This is a genomic window from Yersinia sp. 1652 StPb PI (assembly GCF_041538345.1).
In the GTDB taxonomy this organism is placed as follows: domain Bacteria; phylum Pseudomonadota; class Gammaproteobacteria; order Enterobacterales; family Enterobacteriaceae; genus Yersinia; species Yersinia enterocolitica_E.
Map to the genome: position 1 here is coordinate 2,479,859 of NZ_JAULSM010000001.1, position 20,416 is coordinate 2,500,274.

The window sequence follows — 20,416 nt, forward strand, 5'->3', positions numbered from 1 at the left end:
TATGTCTAAAACATCCATAAAATCGACAGCGCTTGAACAACGAGTCAGCCTGAGTGAACACGGTTTCGGTGCCTGGTCCATGCAGGCCATGACGCGCTACGGCTTACTATTATTGTGTATTTTATTGGTGCTGGTGTTCTCACTGACCACCCCGTCGTTTGCTTCCATGCTCACTTTGCAAGCTATTTTGTCCAGTAAATCAAAAATTGCTTTGCTGGCACTGGCCGCCACTATTCCGATGATTGTCGGCAAGATCGATTTAAACGTCGGTTTCGGTATTGTGCTCTGGCACATTCTGGCGATAACCCTGCAAGTGCAATACGGTTTTTCCTGGCAGGCTGCCGTCATAACCGTATTGATAATTTCAGCACTTTACGGGCTATTAAACGGCATATTGGTGGCATTAGCCGACATTGATAGCTTTGTGGCGACCTTAGGCTCCGGCACAGTGCTTTACGCCATCGCGTTATGGCACTCAGGTGGCCGTCAGATAGTCGGTGATCTTCCTGATGCTTTTATTGCGCTGCACCATACCGAGATATTCGGCATTCCTATTGTTGCATTCTATGTATTGATTATCGCTGTGGTGCTGTGGCTCATTACCGAACATACCCCGCTTGGCCGCTGTATGTATGCCGTGGGTGGGAATCCCGCAGCCGCTCGGCTTAACGGGATTTCGGTCAACCGTTTTACTGTCGGCGCATTTATCACCTCCAGCGTGTTGACAGGATTCAGTGGTGTGCTCATCGCCTCGGAGCAAGGGGTTGGCCAGGCCAGTGTCGGTATGGACTATCTGTTACCGGCACTGGTCGGTGCCTTCCTCGGCAGTACTACCATCCGCCCAGGCCGGGTCAATGTGTGGGGAACGGTAGTAGGGATTGCGATTCTGGCAATTGGTATTGCAGGTATTCAGCAATTCGGTGGCGAGTTCTGGGTTGAACCCTTGTTTAACGGTGCCACATTGCTGCTTTCCATCACCTTAGCCGGTTATGCCCAACGGCGCAGATTATTGAATCAAAAAGCCGTCAAGCCCAGCCAAACGCCGGGCAACACTAAAAAAGCTACAAATTCTTAACCTCACCAAGGAACAGAATATGAAACGCAATTTGTTACTACAGGGCTTACTTTTTACCACGGTATTTGCCACTGCATTACCCGGCTGGGCTGACAGCTATCTTGATGAAGCCAAGGCCGCAGTCAGTAAGGCCACATCAACGGTGACTGAATGGGATGGCCCCACCAGTGGCCCAGCACTGCAACCCAATAAGCATATTATTTTTATTGCTTCTGATATGAAAAACGGCGGCGTGCAAGGAGTACAAGAAGGCTTATCACAAGCGGCCAAAGCCGCTGGCTGGAAGCTGGAAACGCTTGATGGCGGAGGCTCGGTTAAAGATCAGTTATCATCATTAAATCAGGCGATTGCACAAAAACCTGACGGTATTGTTATCGGTGGTTGGAATCCCAATGTCGCGAAAATACCACTCAAAAAAGCCATTGCACAAGGTATTGTGCTGACCGCCTGGCATGCCGTCCCAGAGCCGGGTCCGGTGAAGAATTACAATATTTTTTATAATGTTACCTCCGACTCCAATGATGTAGCCCGTATTGCTGCACTGTATGCCGTAGCAAAATCAGAAGGTCAGGCCAAGGTCCTGATTTTCACTGATTCGTTGTATCAAATCGCGTTGGACAAAGCCAATGTGATGAAACAAACCATTGAGAAATGCACCGGATGCCAGGTGATTGAATTTATTGATACCCCGTTGGCAGATACCGCCAACCGTATGCCAGCAATGACCTTCAGCCTGTTACAAAAATACGGTGATAACTTCCAATACGCTTTAGCAATTAACGACCTCTACTTTGATTTTATGGCCCCTGCCCTGAAAACGGCGGGTAAAGGTGGCAACAACGCGCCTTACAATATTTCGGCGGGGGATGGCTCTATTTCTGCCTATCAACGCATCCGCTCTGGCGACAGCCAGTCAGCTACGGTGCCGGAGCCGTTGAAACTGCATGGCTGGCAACTACTGGATGAATTTAACCGTGCATTCGCCAAACAGCCCCCCTCTGGCTACGTGACTCCTGCTCATTTGGTTACCCGCGACAACATAAGCAGCGACGGGGGTGATAAACAGATGTTTGACCCACAGAACGATTATCAGGGTCATTATAAAGCTATTTGGGGCGTGAAATAAGTCAGGCGTAAATACGCCGTCGGAGGCAGCAACCATGACCATGTTAACGCTGGCTGAGACAGGTATCGATGAATTATCGGCGGTGTTGGCCGCCGATAGCCCACTGGAATGTTTATGCTCCCCGGCTATCTGGGCGGAAGGGCCGGTCTGGTTACCACAAGAAAATGCCGTGGTATTCAGTGATGTAAAAGGGAACCGGATGTTTCGCTGGTGTCGCGACGGCGAACTCAGCCTCTACCGGTCACCGTCCAACTTTGCTAATGGTAATGCCCGTATGGCTAATGGCTCGATTGTCAGTTGTGAGCATGGCCGACGCGGTATCAGCCAGACTGATATACAAGGCAATATCACGCTATTGGTTGATCGTATCGACGGCAAGCGTTTTAACTCGCCCAACGACATTGTAGTGAAATCAGACGGTACCTTATGGTTTACCGATCCGCCTTATGGCATTACCGGCGACGACGAGGGCTATAAATCAGAAAGTCAGGTTATTGGCTGCTACTTGTACTGTTTCGATCCTAAAGATAGCGCACTACGTATCGCGGCCTGTGACTTACAGCGCCCAAACGGGCTGGCTTTTTCGCCAGATGAACAACTGCTGTATGTGGCGGATATGTCAATTGTCGATTTCCCCACCCTCGGCCGGCGGCAGTTGCGGGTTTACCCCGTAATTGGGTTACAACTGGGTGATGGCCATATTTTTGCAGAAATATCACCGGGCTTCCCTGATGGATTCTGTGTCGATCATGCGGGCAATCTATTTTGCAGTTGTGCGGATGGTGTGCTGGTTTTTACCCCACAAGCAACATTACTGGGTAAGATTTCAGTTCCTGAGCGGGTATCAAATTGCACTTTCGGCGGACCGAACGGTGATGAACTTTATATCACTGCCGGTACTTCACTGTATCGCATCAGAGTGAATACTTATGGCTGAGAAAAACCCATAACCCAGCCCCCTATCCATGCCGGATTCATCCGGCACTTACCCTCGTAACCCCATAATAAAACAGGATTATCCTGCGCACGGCCACGTCGTATCTGTGCGCTGCACTGCCTGAATAATCAACAAAACGAGGTGGTGATCACATTTTGACTAAAAACAATATAACTAATTGTTTTTAAATAATATTTAACTACGGTACTGCTTTGACTTCACTTCTGTGGAGGTATAGCATTAATTTGAAATGTGATTTCGCATATTGAAATTTAGCGCATCAAAAAAATACACTTCAATTTTTAAATTATTCAGGGGAGCGCGCAATGAGAGTCAGTTACCAGCAGTTAAAGGCAGAGTTTAAACGGGTACTATTGGCGCGAAAAGTGAGTGAAGTTACCGCTGATGCTTGTGCCGAGATGTTTGCGCAATCCACTGAATACGGTGTTTATTCCCACGGCGTAAATCGATTCCCACGTTTTATTCAACAATTGGAAGCCGGTGATATCGTGCCTGATGCTATTCCAACCAAAGCATTAGCACTCGGGGCTATCGAGCAATGGGATGCTCATCAGGCTATTGGCAATTTAACCGCCAAACAAATGATGGATCGTGCCATGGTATTAGCGGATCAGCATGGTATTGGGGTGGTGGCCTTGCGCAATGCTAACCATTGGATGCGCGGTGGTGCCTACGGCTGGCAAGCGGCAGAACAAGGTTATATTGGCATCTGCTGGACAAACTCAATTGCTGTAATGCCGCCGTGGGGAGCCAAAGAGTGCCGTATCGGCACCAATCCTCTGATCATTGCCGTTCCCGGTGAAACCATCACTATGGTCGATATGTCTATGTCGATGTTCTCTTATGGCATGCTGGAAGTTAACCGATTGGCGGGCAATACATTGCCCGTGGATGGTGGTTTCGATAATGACGGCAATCTCACGCGGGATCCGGCCATTATTGAGGAAAACCGGCGCATTCTGCCAATGGGCTATTGGAAAGGTTCTGGTTTATCCATTGTGCTGGATATGATTGCCACCCTGCTCTCTGGCGGTTTATCCGTTGCCGAAGTCACGCAAGACAAATCAGATGAATTCTGTATCTCACAAGTGTTTATTGCCATTGAAATCGACCGTCTGATTGATGGCAAAACTCGCGATGAAAAATTAAAACGCATTTGTGATTATGTCACTCAAGCTGAGCGCGATAACCCTGATGTCGCTATTCGTCTACCAGGGCATAAATTCCCTCGCGTTAAAGCGGAAAATCAGCGCGATGGTATTCCCATTAATGACCAGGTTTGGAAAAAAATCTTATCAATGTAATTAAAATCAATAAAATTCAGTTGGATACTTATTTTCATCTTGAAGGAGAATTAAGGACCGTGAGTCCTTAAAATATTTAGCCAATGGATTAACCTCGAGAGTTAAATAAATATCCAACGGAATAATCTCGGATGAAAAATTAATTACCATTAAATTTAAACATTAATAATAAATAGGAAAGACGTCTCTTTATATAAATATATTTGATATTTATATCACTAGCTGTCGCCTCCTTATTGGCACTGTTGCTGCCCAAAATAGACAAAAAAGCTGACCGGAGGCTGAAATGGAATATTGGTTGGGTATCGATTGTGGCGGCACCTTTATTAAAGCGGGTCTGTATGACCGAGACGGTAACGAATGCGGGATCGCGCGGCAAAATTTAGCCATTATCAGCCCCCAGCCGGGATGGGCTGAGCGTGATATGACTGTGCTATGGCAGGCAATGAGTGCGGTGATTCGCCAACTGTTAGCCCGCCACACGATTCCCTCCAGCAATATTCAGGGCGTGGGCATTTCCGCTCAAGGTAAGGGACTGTTTTTACTTGATAAAAAAGGTGAGCCATTAGGCAATGCCATATTATCCTCTGACCAACGGGCGCTGTCATTGGTTAAACAGTGGCAACGAGATGGCATCCCACAAATGCTCTATCCAATCACCCGCCAAACATTGTGGACCGGGCACCCGGTGTCCTTGCTGCGCTGGTTGAAAGAACATCAACCCGGCCGTTATGAGCAGATTGGCAGCATTCTGATGGCCCACGACTATTTGCGTTACTGCCTGACCGACCAATTAGGTTGCGAAGAGACCAATATCTCAGAATCTAATCTCTATCCGATGGCCGAAGGTGGCTATCAACCCGCACTGGCACAACTGCTAGGTATCCCTGAAGTTATGGCGGCCCTGCCACCGATTGTGGCTTCGGCACAAATTGTCGGCACCATCACTCAGGCTGCCGCCAATGCCACCGGTCTGCCGGTTGGCCTCCCCGTTGTCGGCGGTTTGTTTGATGTGGTCTCTACCGCCCTCTGTGCTGGCCTGAAGGATGAAAGCCGATTAAATGCAGTGATGGGGACCTGGTCGGTGACCTCGGGAATCACCGACCAGCTTAAAGCTGATGTTGAATATCCCTTTGTTTATGGCCGTTATGCCGAAGCAGGTAAATATATTGTGCATGAAGCCAGCCCGACCTCTGCGGCCAATCTGGAGTGGTTTACCCACCAATGGTTTGGTGCTGAGGGCGGGAAAACAGACTACCAACAGCTTAATCAATGGGTAGCACAGTTACCCAAAGCTGGTAGCCAGCTACTGTTTGTGCCGTTTTTATATGGCTCCAACGCTGGATTAGGGATGTGTGCCGGATTTTATGGCATGCAATCTTTCCACCAGCGCCAACATCTGGTGCAAGCCATCTACGAAGGGGTGGTATTCAGCCATATGACCCACCTCAACCGAATGCTGAAACGTTTTTCGTCCGTCAGCGCACTACGGATTACCGGCGGACCGGCTCAATCACGGCAATGGATGCAGATGTTTGCCGACATCAGCGGGTTACCGGTAGAGCTGCCGCAAGTTGAGGAGACTGGCTGCCTGGGCGCATCACTGGCGGCAATGGTCGGCACGGGGCGCTTTGTCGATTTCAGTGATGCTCAGCAGGCCTTAACCCCGCAACTGCATACTCTGCAACCCGATCAGCACGCCCGACAGGCATATCAGAATAAATATCTCCGCTATCAGGCACTGGTTGCTGCTCTTGGCACTTTGCAATGAGCTTCTATTGCTCAGGCAAGGTTGCGGCACCGACTCTATTTAGGACATTGATACTATGACAACTCAGCACCTCAGGCCGCAATTACAACTCGCACTGGACCATACCCGGCTTGATGCCGCATTGGCGACCACCGCGTTGCTGCACCGCCATGTCGATATCATCGAGGCCGGTACCATCCTGTGTATCAGTGAAGGTATTCAGGCGGTCAAAACTCTACGTCAGCGGTATCCACAACATACGCTGGTTGCTGATCTTAAAGTGGCTGACGCGGGCGCCACACTGGCGCAGCAAGCATTTTTTGCCGGCGCAAACTGGATGACGGTGATTTGCGCAGCCCCTCTCGCCACCATGGCAGCCGCATTGGAGGTGGCAAAGCAACATGATGGCGATATCCAGATAGAACTGTTTGGCCACTGGACGCTAAATGACGCTAAAAACTGGCGTGACTTAGGGTTAACTCAAGCCATTTATCATCGTGGCCGCGATGCTCAAGCCTGCGGACAAAGCTGGAGTCAGGCTGATCTAGAGAGGATGCAGGCACTGTCCGACTTAGGAATCGAACTGTCGGTTACCGGCGGTATCACTCCTGCTGATTTACCCCTCTTCCACACCATTGCGGTACGTGCCTTTATTGTCGGCCGTGCACTGTCTGAAGCCGAACATCCCGTAGCTACCGCCACCGCGTTTCACCATGCCATTGACGCTATTTGGGGGAAATAATATGCGCCAACATCCATTAGGTATTTATGAAAAAGCATTGCCTAAGCACTTGAGCTGGCCTGAGCGTTTAGCCTTAGCCAAAGCATGTGGTTTTGATTTTGTTGAAATGTCTATCGATGAAACAGATGAAAGGTTAGCGCGGCTCAGTTGGAGCAAAGCACAGCGTTTATCTCTGGTTGATGCCATGTTAGAAACCGGGATTGCAATCCCTTCCATGTGCTTGTCGGCTCATCGCCGTTTCCCTTTTGGCAGCCATGATGACGAGCTGAGAAAGCAGGCCTACCTTTTGATGCAACAAGCGATTCAATTGGCGAAAGACGTGGGTATCCGCACCATTCAGTTGGCGGGCTATGATGTCTATTACGAAGAGCAGGATGCTGGCACTCTAAGGCGCTTTACCGAAGGGCTGCAATGGGCGGTGCAACAGGCAGCCGCCGCGCAGGTTATGTTGGCGGTCGAAATAATGGACACGCCGTTTATCAATTCAATCAGTAAATGGAAGGTCTGGGATAACTGCCTCGCTTCACCGTGGTTCACGGTTTATCCTGATGTCGGCAACCTGAGTGCCTGGGGTAATGATGTCAGTAATGAGTTATCGATAGGAATTGACCGTATTGCAGCCATTCATCTGAAAGATACTTATCCAGTCACTGACCAGTCACCAGGGCAATTTCGTGATGTGCCTTTTGGTGAAGGATGCGTGGATTTCGTCAATGTTTTTAAGACACTTAATCAACTCAATTATCGCGGCGCATTCCTGATTGAAATGTGGACGGAGAAAGCAGAGGAACCGGTGGCGGAAATTGTTCAGGCTCGCCGCTGGATTGAACAACGAATGCAACAAGGGGGACTCACCCCCTAATTTAACGTTGGCTGCATTAGGGTATTGGCAAAGAAACGAATTGGGAACAAAAAACCTACAGAGACGGCTGACATTCGGTGTGTAAAGGTGTTTATCACCACCAACAATGATTTACATTATGATCTATTGCTTTTGAGTAGCGCTGGGTGTATTGCTATTTCTACAGGATGTGCTCATAATCAATTTCCGTTTCCGTGTAGCAATGGTTACTGGAACGCCGCCCCGATTGTTCATGCAATCGGGGCGTTTTATTTGGTCGCTATCCACCATTTCTCGCGCCAAAAACGCGCAACCGCCCCCTACCGTGCATCTCTCACTGTTTAGCTTTTGCCCTGACAATGATAAATACGGAACAAAATAATACTTTCCATCCGTTTTTCTTCCGTATTTTGTTGCCTATGATTTGTTCACCGGTCAACGAGGGGAGAAATATAATGCAAAAGATTACAGACGATCTGTCGGATCTCGAACGCTACTTCCAACAAACACACCAGCAATGCACCGCCAAAACACCTTGGTTTACGCGTTGGTTATATCTTCCGGTAGCAGAAAGAATGCAAATACTGGATGACTTACTGCTGCCATATTCAGAGAAGCCCCAGCAGAAGCAATAAGTGCTGTGAGCGAAGCAGATAGCTGACCTCATGAAGAGAGGCCCAGACGGGAGGTGGCTACAACGGGCTCACTCAGATGTGTGCGTTTTAGCCAACGCTATGGCAGCTTGAATCGCTGAGCGCGCTTGCGGGCTATTTTTCCAACAAGTAGAACCCACCATGGCCGCGGCACTGGTGACAATTTCACCCATATCCGCCTGACTGAGTTGCGCAAGGGAGGTAAAACCGAGTTGTTCCAGGCGGGTGACTACCGTTGGCCCGACCCCTTTGACGGCTAACAGCGCATTGCGTTCATCGGCGTTAAAGGCCATATCAGCTTACTCCACATTTAACTATCAGAGCCGTTTTCTGGCCGCATTCTCCGCACTGAAGAACCAGAGTTCTGGCAGACGGTTAGGATAAAAACGAATTTCGTAAGTATCTTTCAGGGGGGCTAAACGCCAACGCGGCCGGGCTTCACGCTTAGGTTTTAAAAAACGTAACCGACCACGCGCACGCGCGGCTTGCGTATCTAACACCCACGCGGCAGAAGCCGATAGTGGCTGACGAGTATATTCGTCTTCAACGCTGATATCACAAATGCACAAAACCGTATTCCTTGCAGAAATTAATGCTGACATGATTATTCTGGATCTACCCTATTGAACCAACTGTTGCTCGCCAGAGATTTGATCTATATCACATATAAGTTGCAGTGACGTTGGCTGTATTTATTCACTCAACCCTTTCACTTATCAGTGATTCCCCCGCCATGAGTTAATCCCCGATAGCCTTTTGCCTGACGTATCGCGTAGAGTGGCAAACTGAGTAATAATACTCTGTGCGGGTATATTGGCCCGATATGCAATTAATTGCCTGATATGCTCTACTTTCATCGGGTGCGTTTGATGTTATTTTCGGAGCAAGACTGATGCAAAGTGTTTTCGAATTATGTAAAGCCATTGGTTTAGGCTTGGTATTACTGCTGCCACTGGCAAACCCGTTAACAACAGTGGCCCTATTACTCGGGTTATCTGGCAATATGACCAGCGAAGAGCGCAATCATCAGTCGAAGATGGCATCAATCTATGTCTTCTTTATTATGACCATCGCTTATTATGCCGGTCAGGTTGTGATGAATACCTTCGGCATATCGATTCCCGGTTTGCGGATTGCCGGTGGGCTAATTGTGGCGTTTATCGGTTTTCGTATGCTTTTTCCGCAGCAATCCGCTGAAGATACGCAATTAGAAGCAAAATCGCAGGATTTAAAGAAGCGAAAATCTATCAATATCGCTTTTGTACCACTGGCGATGCCAAGTACCGCTGGGCCAGGTACTATTGCCATGATAATCAGTTCTGCCGCATCAATGAAAGGCCATACCGTATTCAGCCCATGGGTCGTTACGGTTGCCCCAGTACTGATTTTTCTTTGTGTTTCATTGATTTTATGGGGTTCACTGCTCAGTTCCGGGGCCATTATGCGCTGGGTGGGCAAAAGCGGCATTGAAGCTATTTCACGCTTGATGGGATTCTTGCTGGTGTGTATGGGCGTACAATTTATTATAAACGGCATCCTGGACATTATTGCCAACTACCATCCAGCACTTGCATAACCAAGAGTGAGATTGAAGAGGGAAACGCTAGCCGATGTTTATACTGATAACAGTTACGGCGCCTATAAGACTACATCGGTTAGCGTTTTAATATTACTCTGACATTGCCCGGTACGCGGTATCTACTTTCCACAAATAGCGTGGGGCTTGTGCGGCCGGATGTTTCTTTTGTATATGCTGATAAAACTCGTTCGGGCTAAGACTATTTATTTTATTTACTGCCAGACGTTTATCTGATGAAAAAGTCCGTAGCATCGCCCCCGCACCATTGGCATAAGAAACGATGGTGGCATAACGCAATGTTTGCGGATCACTTATCCCCGCTAACTGCTGGTTTTGCAAAATATTGATATACGCCGCGCCAATATCAATATTCTTCACCGGATCTTTTAATTCACCTGAACTCGGTTGACCATCACGCCCTTTCATCCGGTAGGCATCTCGACCAGCGGTAGAGGCTTTAATCTGCATCAAACCCACAGCATTCGAGGTGCTCACCACATCAGGATTGTAACCAGACTCCACCTGAATAATGGCTTTAATCAACGTTTCATCAACGCCGTAATGGCTGGCTGCTTGTTTAATTACATCGCTATAGGCAACTGTACTTGAACCGCCGCTGCTTTTCGGTGCGTTAAGGAAACCACCCTGTGGCGCTTTCTTCAGCCACCCGTTATTTGCTTGTGGTGACGGAGTTTGTTTAGCACACCCCGCCAGCAATAAAATTGCCATTAGGCAACCGACTTTTGGATTCACAGTATTCCCCGTGCTGATAAGCCGTTTTGTAGCATATACAAGTTGTCACCTCGTCCAAATAGATTTTTTGGCCTAGTTTGACCATTATCAACATAATGATCAGGCTATATTCAGTAACTATCGGTAAGTTTTAGTTTATTGTATGGCAAGGCTTGACTTCATCGCTAATGATATTGATAATCATTTTCATTTAAAGAAAGGGAACATCGCCATGTTTACTAAGCAAAAAATACCCTACCTGCACTCAATTAGCCGTATTACACCCCGTTTTTTATCTGCCATTATCCTATTGGCTCTTGTTGCATTCTCCTCGATGATCAGCAACTCAGCCTTGGCAGAAAATAAACCCAGCGACTCTGATAAAAAATTCAAAATTGTGACTACATTCACAATTATTCAAGATATTGCGCAGAATGTCGCCGGTGATGCTGCCATTGTTGAGTCAATCACCAAACCCGGCGCAGAAATTCACGACTATCAGCCCACGCCACGAGATATCGTGAAGGCACAATCAGCAGACTTGATTCTCTGGAATGGGATGAACCTGGAGCGCTGGTTTGAGCGTTTCTTTGAAAATATTAAAGATGTCCCTTCGGCTGTGGTTACAGATGGCATCACCCCCCTGCCTATCCGTGAGGGGCCATATAAAGGTATTCCGAATCCACATGCCTGGATGTCACCATCAAACGCTTTAATCTATATTGAGAATATTCGTAAAGCACTGGTGGAGCACGATCCCACCCATGCTGAAACCTATAATCGTAATGCCAAAGCTTATGCTGAAAAAATTGCCGCCTTGGATGCCCCGTTGCGTGAACGTTTATCTCGCATCCCCGCACAGCAACGGTGGCTGGTGACCAGTGAAGGTGCCTTCAGTTATCTGGCAAAAGATTATGGTTTTAAAGAAGTTTACTTGTGGCCAATTAATGCGGAAGAGCAAGGTTCCCCGCAACAAGTGCGCCACGTGATTGATACCATGCGCGCAAATAAAATCCCGGTGATATTCAGTGAAAGTACTATTTCCGATAAACCGGCGAAACAAGTTAGCAAAGAAACCGGTGCACAATATGGTGGTGTGTTATATGTAGATTCTCTGTCGAATGAAAAGGGGCCGGTCCCCACTTATATCGATCTGATTAACGCCACTGTACAAACTATCGCGAAAGGATTTGGTCAATGAGCCATGCTGTTTTTGTCCGCCCGGAGCTGGTAGTGGATAATGTCACTGTCACTTATAACAACGGGCATACTGCTATCTATGACGCCAGTTTCTCACTGACCGGTGGCACAATTTGCGCCTTGGTCGGTGTGAATGGTAGCGGTAAGTCGACACTGTTTAAAAGTATTATGGGGTTAGTTAAACCCAGTATCGGGAAAGTGGAGCTGAGTCATAAACCCATCAGCCATGCCTTAAAACAAAATACCATCGCTTACGTGCCGCAGACCGAAGATGTCGACTGGAACTTCCCAGTGTTGGTGGAAGACGTGGTCATGATGGGCCGTTATGGCAAAATGAATTTTCTGCGCATCCCGAGCCGTGAAGATAAAACCATTGTCGATAAAGCCATTGAGAGAGTCGGCTTGACGGCATTACGGTCACGTCAGATCGGTGAGCTATCGGGGGGGCAAAAGAAACGGGTGTTTCTGGCCCGCGCGTTGGCACAGCAAGGTTCAGTCTTGTTATTGGACGAGCCGTTCACCGGCGTTGACGTCAAAACAGAAAATGCCATTATAGATTTATTGCGGGCACTGCGTGATGAAGGCCATCTGATTCTGGTTTCCACACATAATCTCGGTAGCGTGCCAGAATTTTGTGACCACGTGATTCTGATTAACCAAACCGTGCTAGCCGCCGGGCCGACCGAAACCACCTTTACCCAAAAGAATCTCGAAATGACTTTTGGTGGTGTTCTGCGCCATATCAATCTCTCCGGTACGGCACTGCACGATGATAATGACCCACGCACCGTCACGGTCATTACCGATGATGAACGTCCTGCGGTATTTTATGGTCACACCAAGAATGACCCGCCGGCACAGAGTCAGTCAAAGGAGAATAATCCCTGATGCTGGAACTGTTACTGCAACCGTTTAACTACAATTACATGGTCAAGGCTATCTGGGTCAGTGCGATTGTCGGTGCCGTCTGCGCATTCTTATCAGCATATCTGATGCTGAAAGGTTGGTCGCTAATGGGGGATGCGCTATCGCACTCCGTCGTTCCGGGGGTCGCTGGCGCTTATGCTCTTGGGCTACCTTATGCCGCTGGTGCATTCTTTACCGGCATGCTCGCCGCATTGGCGATGACATTAGTGCGCCATATCACTCGTCTGCGTGAAGATGCCATCATTGGTTTCATCTTCTCGACCTTTTTTGCTGTTGGCTTATTAATTGTTTCGCTCAACCCTACCTCGGTCAATGTCCAGTCGATCATTTTCGGTAATATTCTGGGGATAGCAGACGAAGATGTATTGCAGGTAGAGATCATAATTTTGGTTTCGTTTGTGATTCTATGTCTGATCTGGAAAGACTTGCTGGCGGTGTTTTTCGATGAAAGCCACGCCATGTCGATAGGACTCTCACCCCTGCGCCTGAAAATTTTGTTCTTCACCCTGTTAAGCGCCTGTACTGTCGCGGCTTTACAGACTGTTGGCGCGATCTTAGTCATTGCCATGGTGGTGACCCCCGGGGCGACCGCTTACCTACTCACGGACCGTTTCAGCCGTTTACTGATGATAGCGATTGCCATTGGTGCCTTTACCAGTGCTTTTGGTGCTTATCTCAGCTTCTATCTGGACGGCGCAACAGGCGGGGTCATTGTGACCTTACAAACACTGGTCTTCCTCTTAGCCTTTTTCTTCGCGCCGAAACACGGATTACTGGCGACCCGTTTTCGTTCACGGCAAAAACGCCGCCACCCATTACCCCATCTGCCAGAGGATAATGTATGAATACATTGTTTAGTCTGGTCAGCGAACCCTTCGCCTACCCCTTTATGCAACGGGCGATAGTGGCCGCGATTATTACCGGTGTGGTGTGTGCAGTCTTGTCTTGTTATCTGGTGTTAAAAGGCTGGTCATTAATGGGGGATGCTATCTCTCATGCCGTGCTACCAGGCATTGTGCTGGCCTTTTGGCTCGGTATTCCGCTGGTTATCGGTGCCTTTGTCTCGGGTATATTCTGCGCGATTGCCACCGGTTATTTAAAAGATAATAGCCGGGTCAAAGAAGATACCGTTATGGGGATTGTGTTCTCCGGTATGTTCGCATTTGGCCTGGTGCTATTTTCCCGCATGGATACAGACCAGCACCTCAGCCATATTTTATTCGGCAATATGCTGGGTATTTCATTAGCGGAACTGAAACAGACATTGTGGATTGCCGGCTTCACTCTGTTGGTGGTGCTATTAAAGCGTAAAGACTTCATGCTCTACTGCTTTGATCCAAACCATGCCAGGGTGATTGGGCTGCCGGTCAAATTGCTGCACTATGGCTTACTTTGCCTGCTGGCATTGACCATCGTGGCATCATTACAGGCGGTTGGGGTTATTCTGGTTATCGCCATGTTAATCGCCCCCGGTATTATCGCCTTTATGGTTTGCCGTAGTTTTGATCAAATGCTGATTGTTGCCACACTGGTGTCAGTGGTGGCCTGTGTGCTGGGCACCTTAATCAGTTTCCATATTGATGGTGCCACGGGTCCTTGTATTGTCATTATTCAGGCACTGTTCTTTGTGGTCGCCCTGATTTATAGCCATATAAAACCCGTAAAGGGCCGAAAAATATCCCCTCAGGCCAAAGCTGCTAGCGCTAAAAACGTGCCGAAAGGTAACCTGCTATAATCAATTAAGTCCCAATAAATATGCCGGATGGCCATTACGCTGTACGGCATATCTATTATTCAGATTCAGCCAGCAGCAAGTTTTTTACCATGCCATTTTTGTCGTAAGATGAGCAAAACAGCGAAACGACTAACGCTTTACCAGTAGAATCAGTCTTTTGTTTGATCCGGCACGGGTATCCCTGTGCGCCAGCTCTTGTTCTTCGCACCATAAAGACGCTAACCTAATGATCTGTAGCCAGAGTCATTGGACTTGCAGGTAGCAGCGAATGTCAAATCGGCCGGGAGTCGATTTAAATAGCATTAATGCCAGCCCGCAGGATGAGCCTTATGGATTAGGCTCATTAATCCTGATGCGCTAATGTAGTCGAGTGATGAGGATAAGTTAACGTCGCTAACAACCCTGTAATTTCAAGTTCACAGGGTTTAACTGGCCGCTAATAGGGGGTGAATCATGTGGCAAGCAGTGAATCGTCTGTTAGGTGAATATCTCGGTCCCGCTGAAATTCGGGAAAGGACTGAATTACCGGGCGGAGATATTCATGAAGCCTGGCGTCTCAGTTATGGTGAGACTGAGGTTTTCGTGAAATGCGATACCCGCGAGATGCTACCCATATTTACCGCCGAAGCTGATCAACTCGCTTTATTATCCCGCAGCAAAACAGTCCAAGTCCCTGAAGTCTACGGCGTGGGCAGCGATCGCGATTACAGTTTTCTGTTACTAGAGTATCTCCCCCTAAAGCCACTCGATGCGCATAACGCCTATTGTCTGGGCCAGCAATTAGCCCATCTGCATCAATGGAGCGAACAACTGCAATTCGGGCTGGATTTTGATAATGATCTGGCCACCACACCGCAGCCTAATTGCTGGCAGCGCCGTTGGGGGCAATTCTTTGCTGAGCAGCGTATCGGTTGGCAATTGCAGTTAGCCGCGGAAAAAGGCATGTCTTTTGGTGATATCGACCAGATAACTGACTTAGTGCAAGCACGTTTACAAGGCCACCAGCCACAGCCCTCACTCCTACACGGTGATTTATGGCCAGCTAACTGTGCTGCCAGTGCCCAAGGGCCAGTAATTTTTGATCCCGCCTGTTATTGGGGAGATCGCGAGTGCGACCTTGCGATGTTACCGCTCTACCCTGCCTTACCCGCCCAAATTTATGATGGTTATCAGCGTGTTTGGCCGCTGCCTGCCGATTTTATTGAGCGCCAACCTATTTATCAGCTTTATTATTTATTGAACCGCAGCAATTTATTTGGCGGGCAACACTGGATTAACGCGCAGAAAGCGGTTGAACATTTGCTGCACCCCGAACGTTTTTAGTGAGATACCCGCTCGCTGGTTAGCACGAATAACCCGCCTATTATAAATAGCACCCCAATTATTGGCTAGCCAACCAATAAGGGTGCTTTTTTTATGACCAACATCTCATAACGAAAGACGCCTTTCCTAAAAAAACATGAACAAAACCACAGATTAGATGCATTCCCACTGACTAATAATGACGTGACACCCTGTTCTTTTTTGCCAGCGACAACCCACGGCAAAAAGCGCTTACTTAAATAAAATCTATACCCTAAATAATTCAAGTTGCAGGAAGGCGGCAACGAAATGAACCCAAGGAGTTTAGATAACTCAATGACTTGAGTAACAAATCTGTCAGGAGAAGATTTGAACGCTGCTTGCAGCGGCCTCGCAGAGGCGAGGCCCATGGATGGGCCGAGTAGTGATGGCAGCCAACGCACATACAGTTTGAAGTATGACGGGTATAAAGCCTTCGTCGAGGAATATCTCATAGCCTTCGATAGGCATTCTATTGCCAGTAATTGGGAGCAAGACAAATGGTGGATATGCGTGAGTGGGAAAACCTCGCTAATAAAGAATTAAGCAAACGAGGAAAAAAAATAGAAGATTTGATCAGCAAGACGCCCGAAGGTATTGCGGTAAAAGCACTTTATACCGCCAGTGACCTTGATGGATTAGAGGTCACTGGCTCGTTCCCCGGTCTTGCACCCTACGTCAGGGGGCCAAGAGCCACAATGTATGCCGCTCAGCCCTGGACAATTCGCCAATATGCTGGTTTTTCAACTGCTAAAGAATCAAATGCCTTTTATCGCAAAAACCTGGCTGCGGGGCAAAAAGGTCTTTCTGTAGCATTTGATCTTGCCACTCATCGTGGTTATGACTCAGATAACCCACGCGTTTCTGGTGATGTGGGTAAAGCAGGTGTGGCAATTGATAGCGTTGAGGATATGAAGGTTCTGTTCGACCAAATACCACTCGATAAAATGTCTGTTTCGATGACGATGAATGGTGCGGTGCTGCCTATTCTGGCGTTTTATATCGTCGCGGCCGAAGAGCAAGGGGTGGAGCCTGCGCTACTGACCGGCACTATTCAGAACGATATTCTGAAAGAATATCTGTGCCGCAACACCTATATTTACCCACCCAAACCCTCCATGCGCATTATTTCCGACATCATCGCCTGGAGTTCGCAAAATATGCCGCGCTTCAACACTATCAGCATCAGTGGCTACCATATGGGAGAAGCCGGCGCTAACTGCGTGCAGCAAGTGGCTTTTACTATTGCTGATGGTATTGAATATATCAAAGCGGCCTTAAATGCCGGTTTAAATATTGATGACTTCGCCCCACGCCTCTCATTCTTCTTCGGCATTGGCATGGATCTGTTTATGAACATCGCCATGTTACGCGCCGCACGCTACCTCTGGAGTGAGGCGGTCAGTGGATTTGGCGCAACCGACCCTAAATCATTAGCGCTACGCACCCACTGCCAAACTTCAGGGTGGAGCCTGACCGAGCAAGACCCCTACAACAATATTATTCGTACTACCATCGAAGCTCTGGGCGCAACACTCGGCGGCACACAGTCTTTGCATACCAATGCTTTTGATGAGGCTCTCGGCCTACCGACTGATTTCTCAGCACGCATTGCGCGTAATACACAAATAATCATTCAGGAAGAATCGGCGATTTGCCGCACCATTGACCCGCTGGCAGGCTCTTATTTTGTCGAGTCATTAACCGATCAAATGGTGAAACAAGCCAGAACCATTATCAAACAGATCGATGATGTGGGCGGCATGGCCAAAGCCATTGAGGTTGGGCTACCCAAACGGATGATTGAAGAGGCGTCCGCCAGTCAGCAATCACTTATCGATCAGGGAAAACGCGTTATTGTCGGGGTGAATAAATATAAGTTAGAGACAGAAGCTGAAACTCAGGTGTTGGAAATTGACAACGTTAAAGTGCGCAATGAACAAATTGCACAACTTAAACGTATTCGCGCCGAGCGAGATAACAGCGCGGTTCAACAAGCATTGCTAAACCTGCGTCATGCGGCGGCAAACCATGAAAATCTACTGGAAGCCGCAGTTCAAGCTGCACGACTGCGGGCAACACTGGGTGAAATCTCAGATGCAATGGAGAGGGTATTTGACCGCTACCTGGTACCAAGCGAATGTGTTACCGGTGTCATTGCGCGCAGCTATCACCAGAGCGAGAAAGACGCTCAGGAATTTGATCAAATAGTGGCGCAGACCCAAACGTTTTTCAGTGAAAACGGGCGCAGACCCAGAATTCTGATTGCCAAAATGGGTCAGGATGGCCACGACCGGGGGGCTAAGGTTATTGCCAGCGCTTACTCTGACCTCGGTTTTGATGTCGATCTTAGCCCGATGTTCTCAACACCGGATGAAATCGCCCGTCTGGCGGTGGAGAATGACGTTCACGTCATCGGTGCTTCTTCCCTTGCCGCCGGCCACAAAACATTGATCCCCGAGTTGATTGAAGCGCTGCGTCAATATGCACGGCCAGATATTCTGGTGGTGGCTGGGGGGGTTATTCCGCCACAAGACTACACCTTCTTGCGTGAACAGGGTGTGGCAGCAATTTATGGGCCGGGTACACCAATGCTCGTTAGCGTGCGTGACGTTCTGCAACTCATCAGCCGCCGCCATGATTGATATCGACAATATGGAGGACTACGTTCACCGTTTACGCCAGGGAGACCGAGCCGCATTAGCGCAAGCCATGACCCTGGCAGAAAGCCGCCTCCCCCGACATCAGGCATTAAGCGCTCGGCTGTTAGACCGCATTATGCCTTATACCGGTCAGGCTAAACGGCTGGGCGTTACCGGCACACCCGGTGCGGGGAAAAGCACCTTTCTTGAGGCGCTAGGCGAAGAGTTATTGGCACAAGGGCATAAGGTCGCGGTGATTGCAGTTGACCCCAGCAGCCCGATCAGTGGCGGCAGTATTTTGGGCGACAAAACCCGCATGCTGAATCTCTCACGCGCTGAGCATGCGTTTGTGCGCCCGGTGCCGTCAGGGGGCCACCTCGGCGGGATAAGCCAGAGTACCCGCGAGTTGATCTTGCTCTGTGAGGCCGCAGGCTACGACGTCATCATCGTTGAAACCGTCGGCGTTGGGCAGTCTGAAACCGAAGTGGCTGAAATGGTGGACTGCTTTATCTCTTTGCAAATCGCCGGTGCTGGCGATGACCTACAAGGCATTAAGAAAGGCATTATGGAAATGGCCGATTTTATTGTGATTAACAAAGATGACGGCGACAACCATAGCAATGTTGAGATCGCCCGCCATATGTATCACAGCGCACTGCATATCATTCGCCGTAAATATCCCGCATGGCAGCCACGGGTTCTCACCTGTAGCGCGTTGGAAAAACGCGGTATCCGCGAAGTGTGGCAGGCAGTACAACGTTTTTGGCCGGTCATGATGCAAAGTGGGCAGCTCACCACCTTGCGCCAACAACAAAATCTTAGTTGGGTGCGTCATCAGGTAGAGGCAAATGCACTTGCAATGCTGTTTTCTCACCCCGAGTTCCGCCAGCACTATCAACAAATTGAAGATCTGTTACGTCAAAATCAAATCTCGCCGCGAGCCGGTATTAATGACGTAACCCATTTTATTACACAAAAAATTATCAATTAAAGGGAACAACCATGTCTTATCAGTATGTCAAAGTGTTGATTGCCAATCGGGTGGGTATTATTGAGTTCAACCACACACGCAAACTCAATGCCTTAAGTAAGGTGTTTATTGATGATTTGATGCAAGCGCTGCATGACCTCAATCATACCGATATCCGCTGCATTATTCTCCGCGCGCCCGAAGGTTCAAAAGTGTTCTCCGCAGGGCATGATATTCACGAATTACCCACTGGCCGACGGGACCCACTGTCATATGATGATCCATTGCGTCAAATCACCCGAACTATCCAAAAATATCCTAAACCGATCATTTCAATGGTCGAAGGTAGCGTTTGGGGTGGTGCATTCGAGATGATCATGAGCTCAGATATTATTGTGGCTTGTAACACCTCAACCTTTTCGATGACACCGGTGAATCTGGGCGTTCCCTACAATTTGGTGGGTATCCACAACCTTATTCGCGATGCTGGCTTCCATATCGTGAAAGAGTTGATTTTCACTGCCGCGCCAATAACCGCGCAGCGTGCACTTTCGGTTGGTATTCTCAATCATGTGGTTGACCCCGCTGAACTGGAGGATTTCACACTGAAATTGGCCCACGTCATTTCTGAAAAAGCACCACTGGCGATAGCCGTTATTAAAGAAGAACTACGGGTTTTAGGCGAAGCCCACACCATGAATTCAGATGAGTTTGAGCGCATTCAAGGTTTGCGGCGTGCCGTCTACGATAGTGAGGACTATCTCGAGGGCATGAGTGCATTTATGGAGAAGCGTAAGCCTACCTTTTTGGGGCATTAAACCTTCTCAACCAGAGGATTTCT

20 protein-coding genes are annotated in these 20,416 nt (G+C 48.5%); 17 read left to right on the forward strand and 3 right to left on the reverse strand.

The features are described 5' to 3' along the window. Window position 1: 1 nt before the first annotated feature. The 8 genes from Q2T71_RS11410 (at window position 2) to Q2T71_RS11445 (ending at window position 8,431) form a co-directional block, all read left to right on the forward strand. A complete protein-coding gene (locus Q2T71_RS11410) occupies window positions 2–1,075 on the forward strand; it encodes an ABC transporter permease (protein WP_372559151.1) in 1,074 nt (357 codons plus the stop codon). A gap of 19 nt (window positions 1,076–1,094) precedes the next feature. Beyond that, window positions 1,095–2,201, forward strand: coding sequence for a substrate-binding domain-containing protein (locus tag Q2T71_RS11415; protein ID WP_372559152.1), 1,107 nt, complete (start codon window positions 1,095–1,097; stop codon window positions 2,199–2,201). A 34-nt stretch (window positions 2,202–2,235) separates the two neighbouring features. Continuing rightward, complete coding sequence (locus Q2T71_RS11420; RefSeq protein WP_372559153.1) at window positions 2,236–3,138, forward strand: SMP-30/gluconolactonase/LRE family protein; 903 nt, start codon at window positions 2,236–2,238, stop codon at window positions 3,136–3,138. Between the two features lie 326 nt (window positions 3,139–3,464). Beyond that, window positions 3,465–4,463, forward strand: coding sequence for a 3-dehydro-L-gulonate 2-dehydrogenase (gene yiaK / locus Q2T71_RS11425; protein WP_372559154.1), 999 nt, complete (start codon window positions 3,465–3,467; stop codon window positions 4,461–4,463). Window positions 4,464–4,749: 286 nt separating this feature from the next. After that, the gene (locus Q2T71_RS11430) at window positions 4,750–6,234 is read left to right on the forward strand and encodes an FGGY-family carbohydrate kinase (RefSeq protein ID WP_372559155.1); all 1,485 of its coding nucleotides are present in this window, start codon (window positions 4,750–4,752) and stop codon (window positions 6,232–6,234) included. 55 nt (window positions 6,235–6,289) lie between these two features. Continuing rightward, complete coding sequence (gene ulaD / locus Q2T71_RS11435; RefSeq protein ID WP_372559156.1) at window positions 6,290–6,955, forward strand: 3-keto-L-gulonate-6-phosphate decarboxylase UlaD; 666 nt, start codon at window positions 6,290–6,292, stop codon at window positions 6,953–6,955. A gap of 1 nt (window position 6,956) precedes the next feature. Continuing rightward, on the forward strand, window positions 6,957–7,817 hold the full coding sequence (locus Q2T71_RS11440) for an L-ribulose-5-phosphate 3-epimerase (protein ID WP_372559157.1): 861 nt from the start codon (window positions 6,957–6,959) through the stop codon (window positions 7,815–7,817). A gap of 434 nt (window positions 7,818–8,251) precedes the next feature. Further along, the gene (locus Q2T71_RS11445) at window positions 8,252–8,431 is read left to right on the forward strand and encodes a hypothetical protein (RefSeq protein ID WP_083163601.1); all 180 of its coding nucleotides are present in this window, start codon (window positions 8,252–8,254) and stop codon (window positions 8,429–8,431) included. A 68-nt stretch (window positions 8,432–8,499) separates the two neighbouring features. On the opposite strand, the gene Q2T71_RS11450 is transcribed toward Q2T71_RS11445, so the two are convergent. Both Q2T71_RS11450 and Q2T71_RS11455 read right to left on the reverse strand, forming a co-directional pair. Then, on the reverse strand, window positions 8,500–8,742 hold the full coding sequence (locus tag Q2T71_RS11450; RefSeq protein ID WP_372559158.1) for a helix-hairpin-helix domain-containing protein: 243 nt from the start codon (window positions 8,740–8,742) through the stop codon (window positions 8,500–8,502). A gap of 24 nt (window positions 8,743–8,766) precedes the next feature. Beyond that, window positions 8,767–9,018, reverse strand: a complete 252-nt coding sequence (locus Q2T71_RS11455; protein WP_005182880.1) for a hypothetical protein — start codon at window positions 9,016–9,018, stop codon at window positions 8,767–8,769. A gap of 323 nt (window positions 9,019–9,341) precedes the next feature. On the opposite strand from Q2T71_RS11455, the gene Q2T71_RS11460 reads away from it, so the two are divergent. Further along, the gene (locus Q2T71_RS11460) at window positions 9,342–10,025 is read left to right on the forward strand and encodes a MarC family NAAT transporter (RefSeq protein WP_372559159.1); all 684 of its coding nucleotides are present in this window, start codon (window positions 9,342–9,344) and stop codon (window positions 10,023–10,025) included. 93 nt (window positions 10,026–10,118) lie between these two features. Here the strand turns inward: Q2T71_RS11460 and Q2T71_RS11465 are convergent, their stop codons facing one another. Next, window positions 10,119–10,781, reverse strand: a complete 663-nt coding sequence (locus tag Q2T71_RS11465) for a transglycosylase SLT domain-containing protein (RefSeq protein ID WP_083158682.1) — start codon at window positions 10,779–10,781, stop codon at window positions 10,119–10,121. 211 nt (window positions 10,782–10,992) lie between these two features. Here Q2T71_RS11465 and yfeA point away from each other — a divergent pair, with 211 nt between their 5' ends. The 8 genes from yfeA to scpB all read left to right on the forward strand — a co-directional run bounded on the left by yfeA (window position 10,993) and on the right by scpB (window position 20,393). Continuing rightward, a complete protein-coding gene (gene yfeA / locus Q2T71_RS11470) occupies window positions 10,993–11,961 on the forward strand; it encodes an iron/manganese ABC transporter substrate-binding protein YfeA (protein WP_372559160.1) in 969 nt (322 codons plus the stop codon). Then, on the forward strand, window positions 11,958–12,848 hold the full coding sequence (gene yfeB / locus Q2T71_RS11475) for an iron/manganese ABC transporter ATP-binding protein YfeB (protein WP_372559161.1): 891 nt from the start codon (window positions 11,958–11,960) through the stop codon (window positions 12,846–12,848). The genes yfeA and yfeB overlap by 4 nt, the downstream gene beginning before the upstream one ends. After that, a complete protein-coding gene (gene yfeC, locus Q2T71_RS11480; RefSeq protein ID WP_083158679.1) occupies window positions 12,848–13,732 on the forward strand; it encodes an iron/manganese ABC transporter permease subunit YfeC in 885 nt (294 codons plus the stop codon). Before yfeB ends, yfeC begins: the two co-directional genes overlap by 1 nt. Then, entirely contained in the window at window positions 13,729–14,622 is an 894-nt protein-coding gene (yfeD, locus tag Q2T71_RS11485; protein WP_372559162.1) for an iron/manganese ABC transporter permease subunit YfeD, read from the forward strand. Before yfeC ends, yfeD begins: the two co-directional genes overlap by 4 nt. A gap of 453 nt (window positions 14,623–15,075) precedes the next feature. Next, on the forward strand, window positions 15,076–15,945 hold the full coding sequence (locus tag Q2T71_RS11490; protein ID WP_372559163.1) for a fructosamine kinase family protein: 870 nt from the start codon (window positions 15,076–15,078) through the stop codon (window positions 15,943–15,945). Window positions 15,946–16,463: 518 nt separating this feature from the next. Then, on the forward strand, window positions 16,464–18,608 hold the full coding sequence (scpA, locus tag Q2T71_RS11495; protein ID WP_372559164.1) for a methylmalonyl-CoA mutase: 2,145 nt from the start codon (window positions 16,464–16,466) through the stop codon (window positions 18,606–18,608). Further along, window positions 18,601–19,596, forward strand: coding sequence for a methylmalonyl Co-A mutase-associated GTPase MeaB (gene meaB, locus Q2T71_RS11500; protein WP_372559165.1), 996 nt, complete (start codon window positions 18,601–18,603; stop codon window positions 19,594–19,596). The genes scpA and meaB overlap by 8 nt, the downstream gene beginning before the upstream one ends. Before the next feature lie 11 nt (window positions 19,597–19,607). Further along, complete coding sequence (gene scpB / locus Q2T71_RS11505) at window positions 19,608–20,393, forward strand: methylmalonyl-CoA decarboxylase (RefSeq protein WP_083158674.1); 786 nt, start codon at window positions 19,608–19,610, stop codon at window positions 20,391–20,393. Window positions 20,394–20,416: the final 23 nt, after the last annotated feature.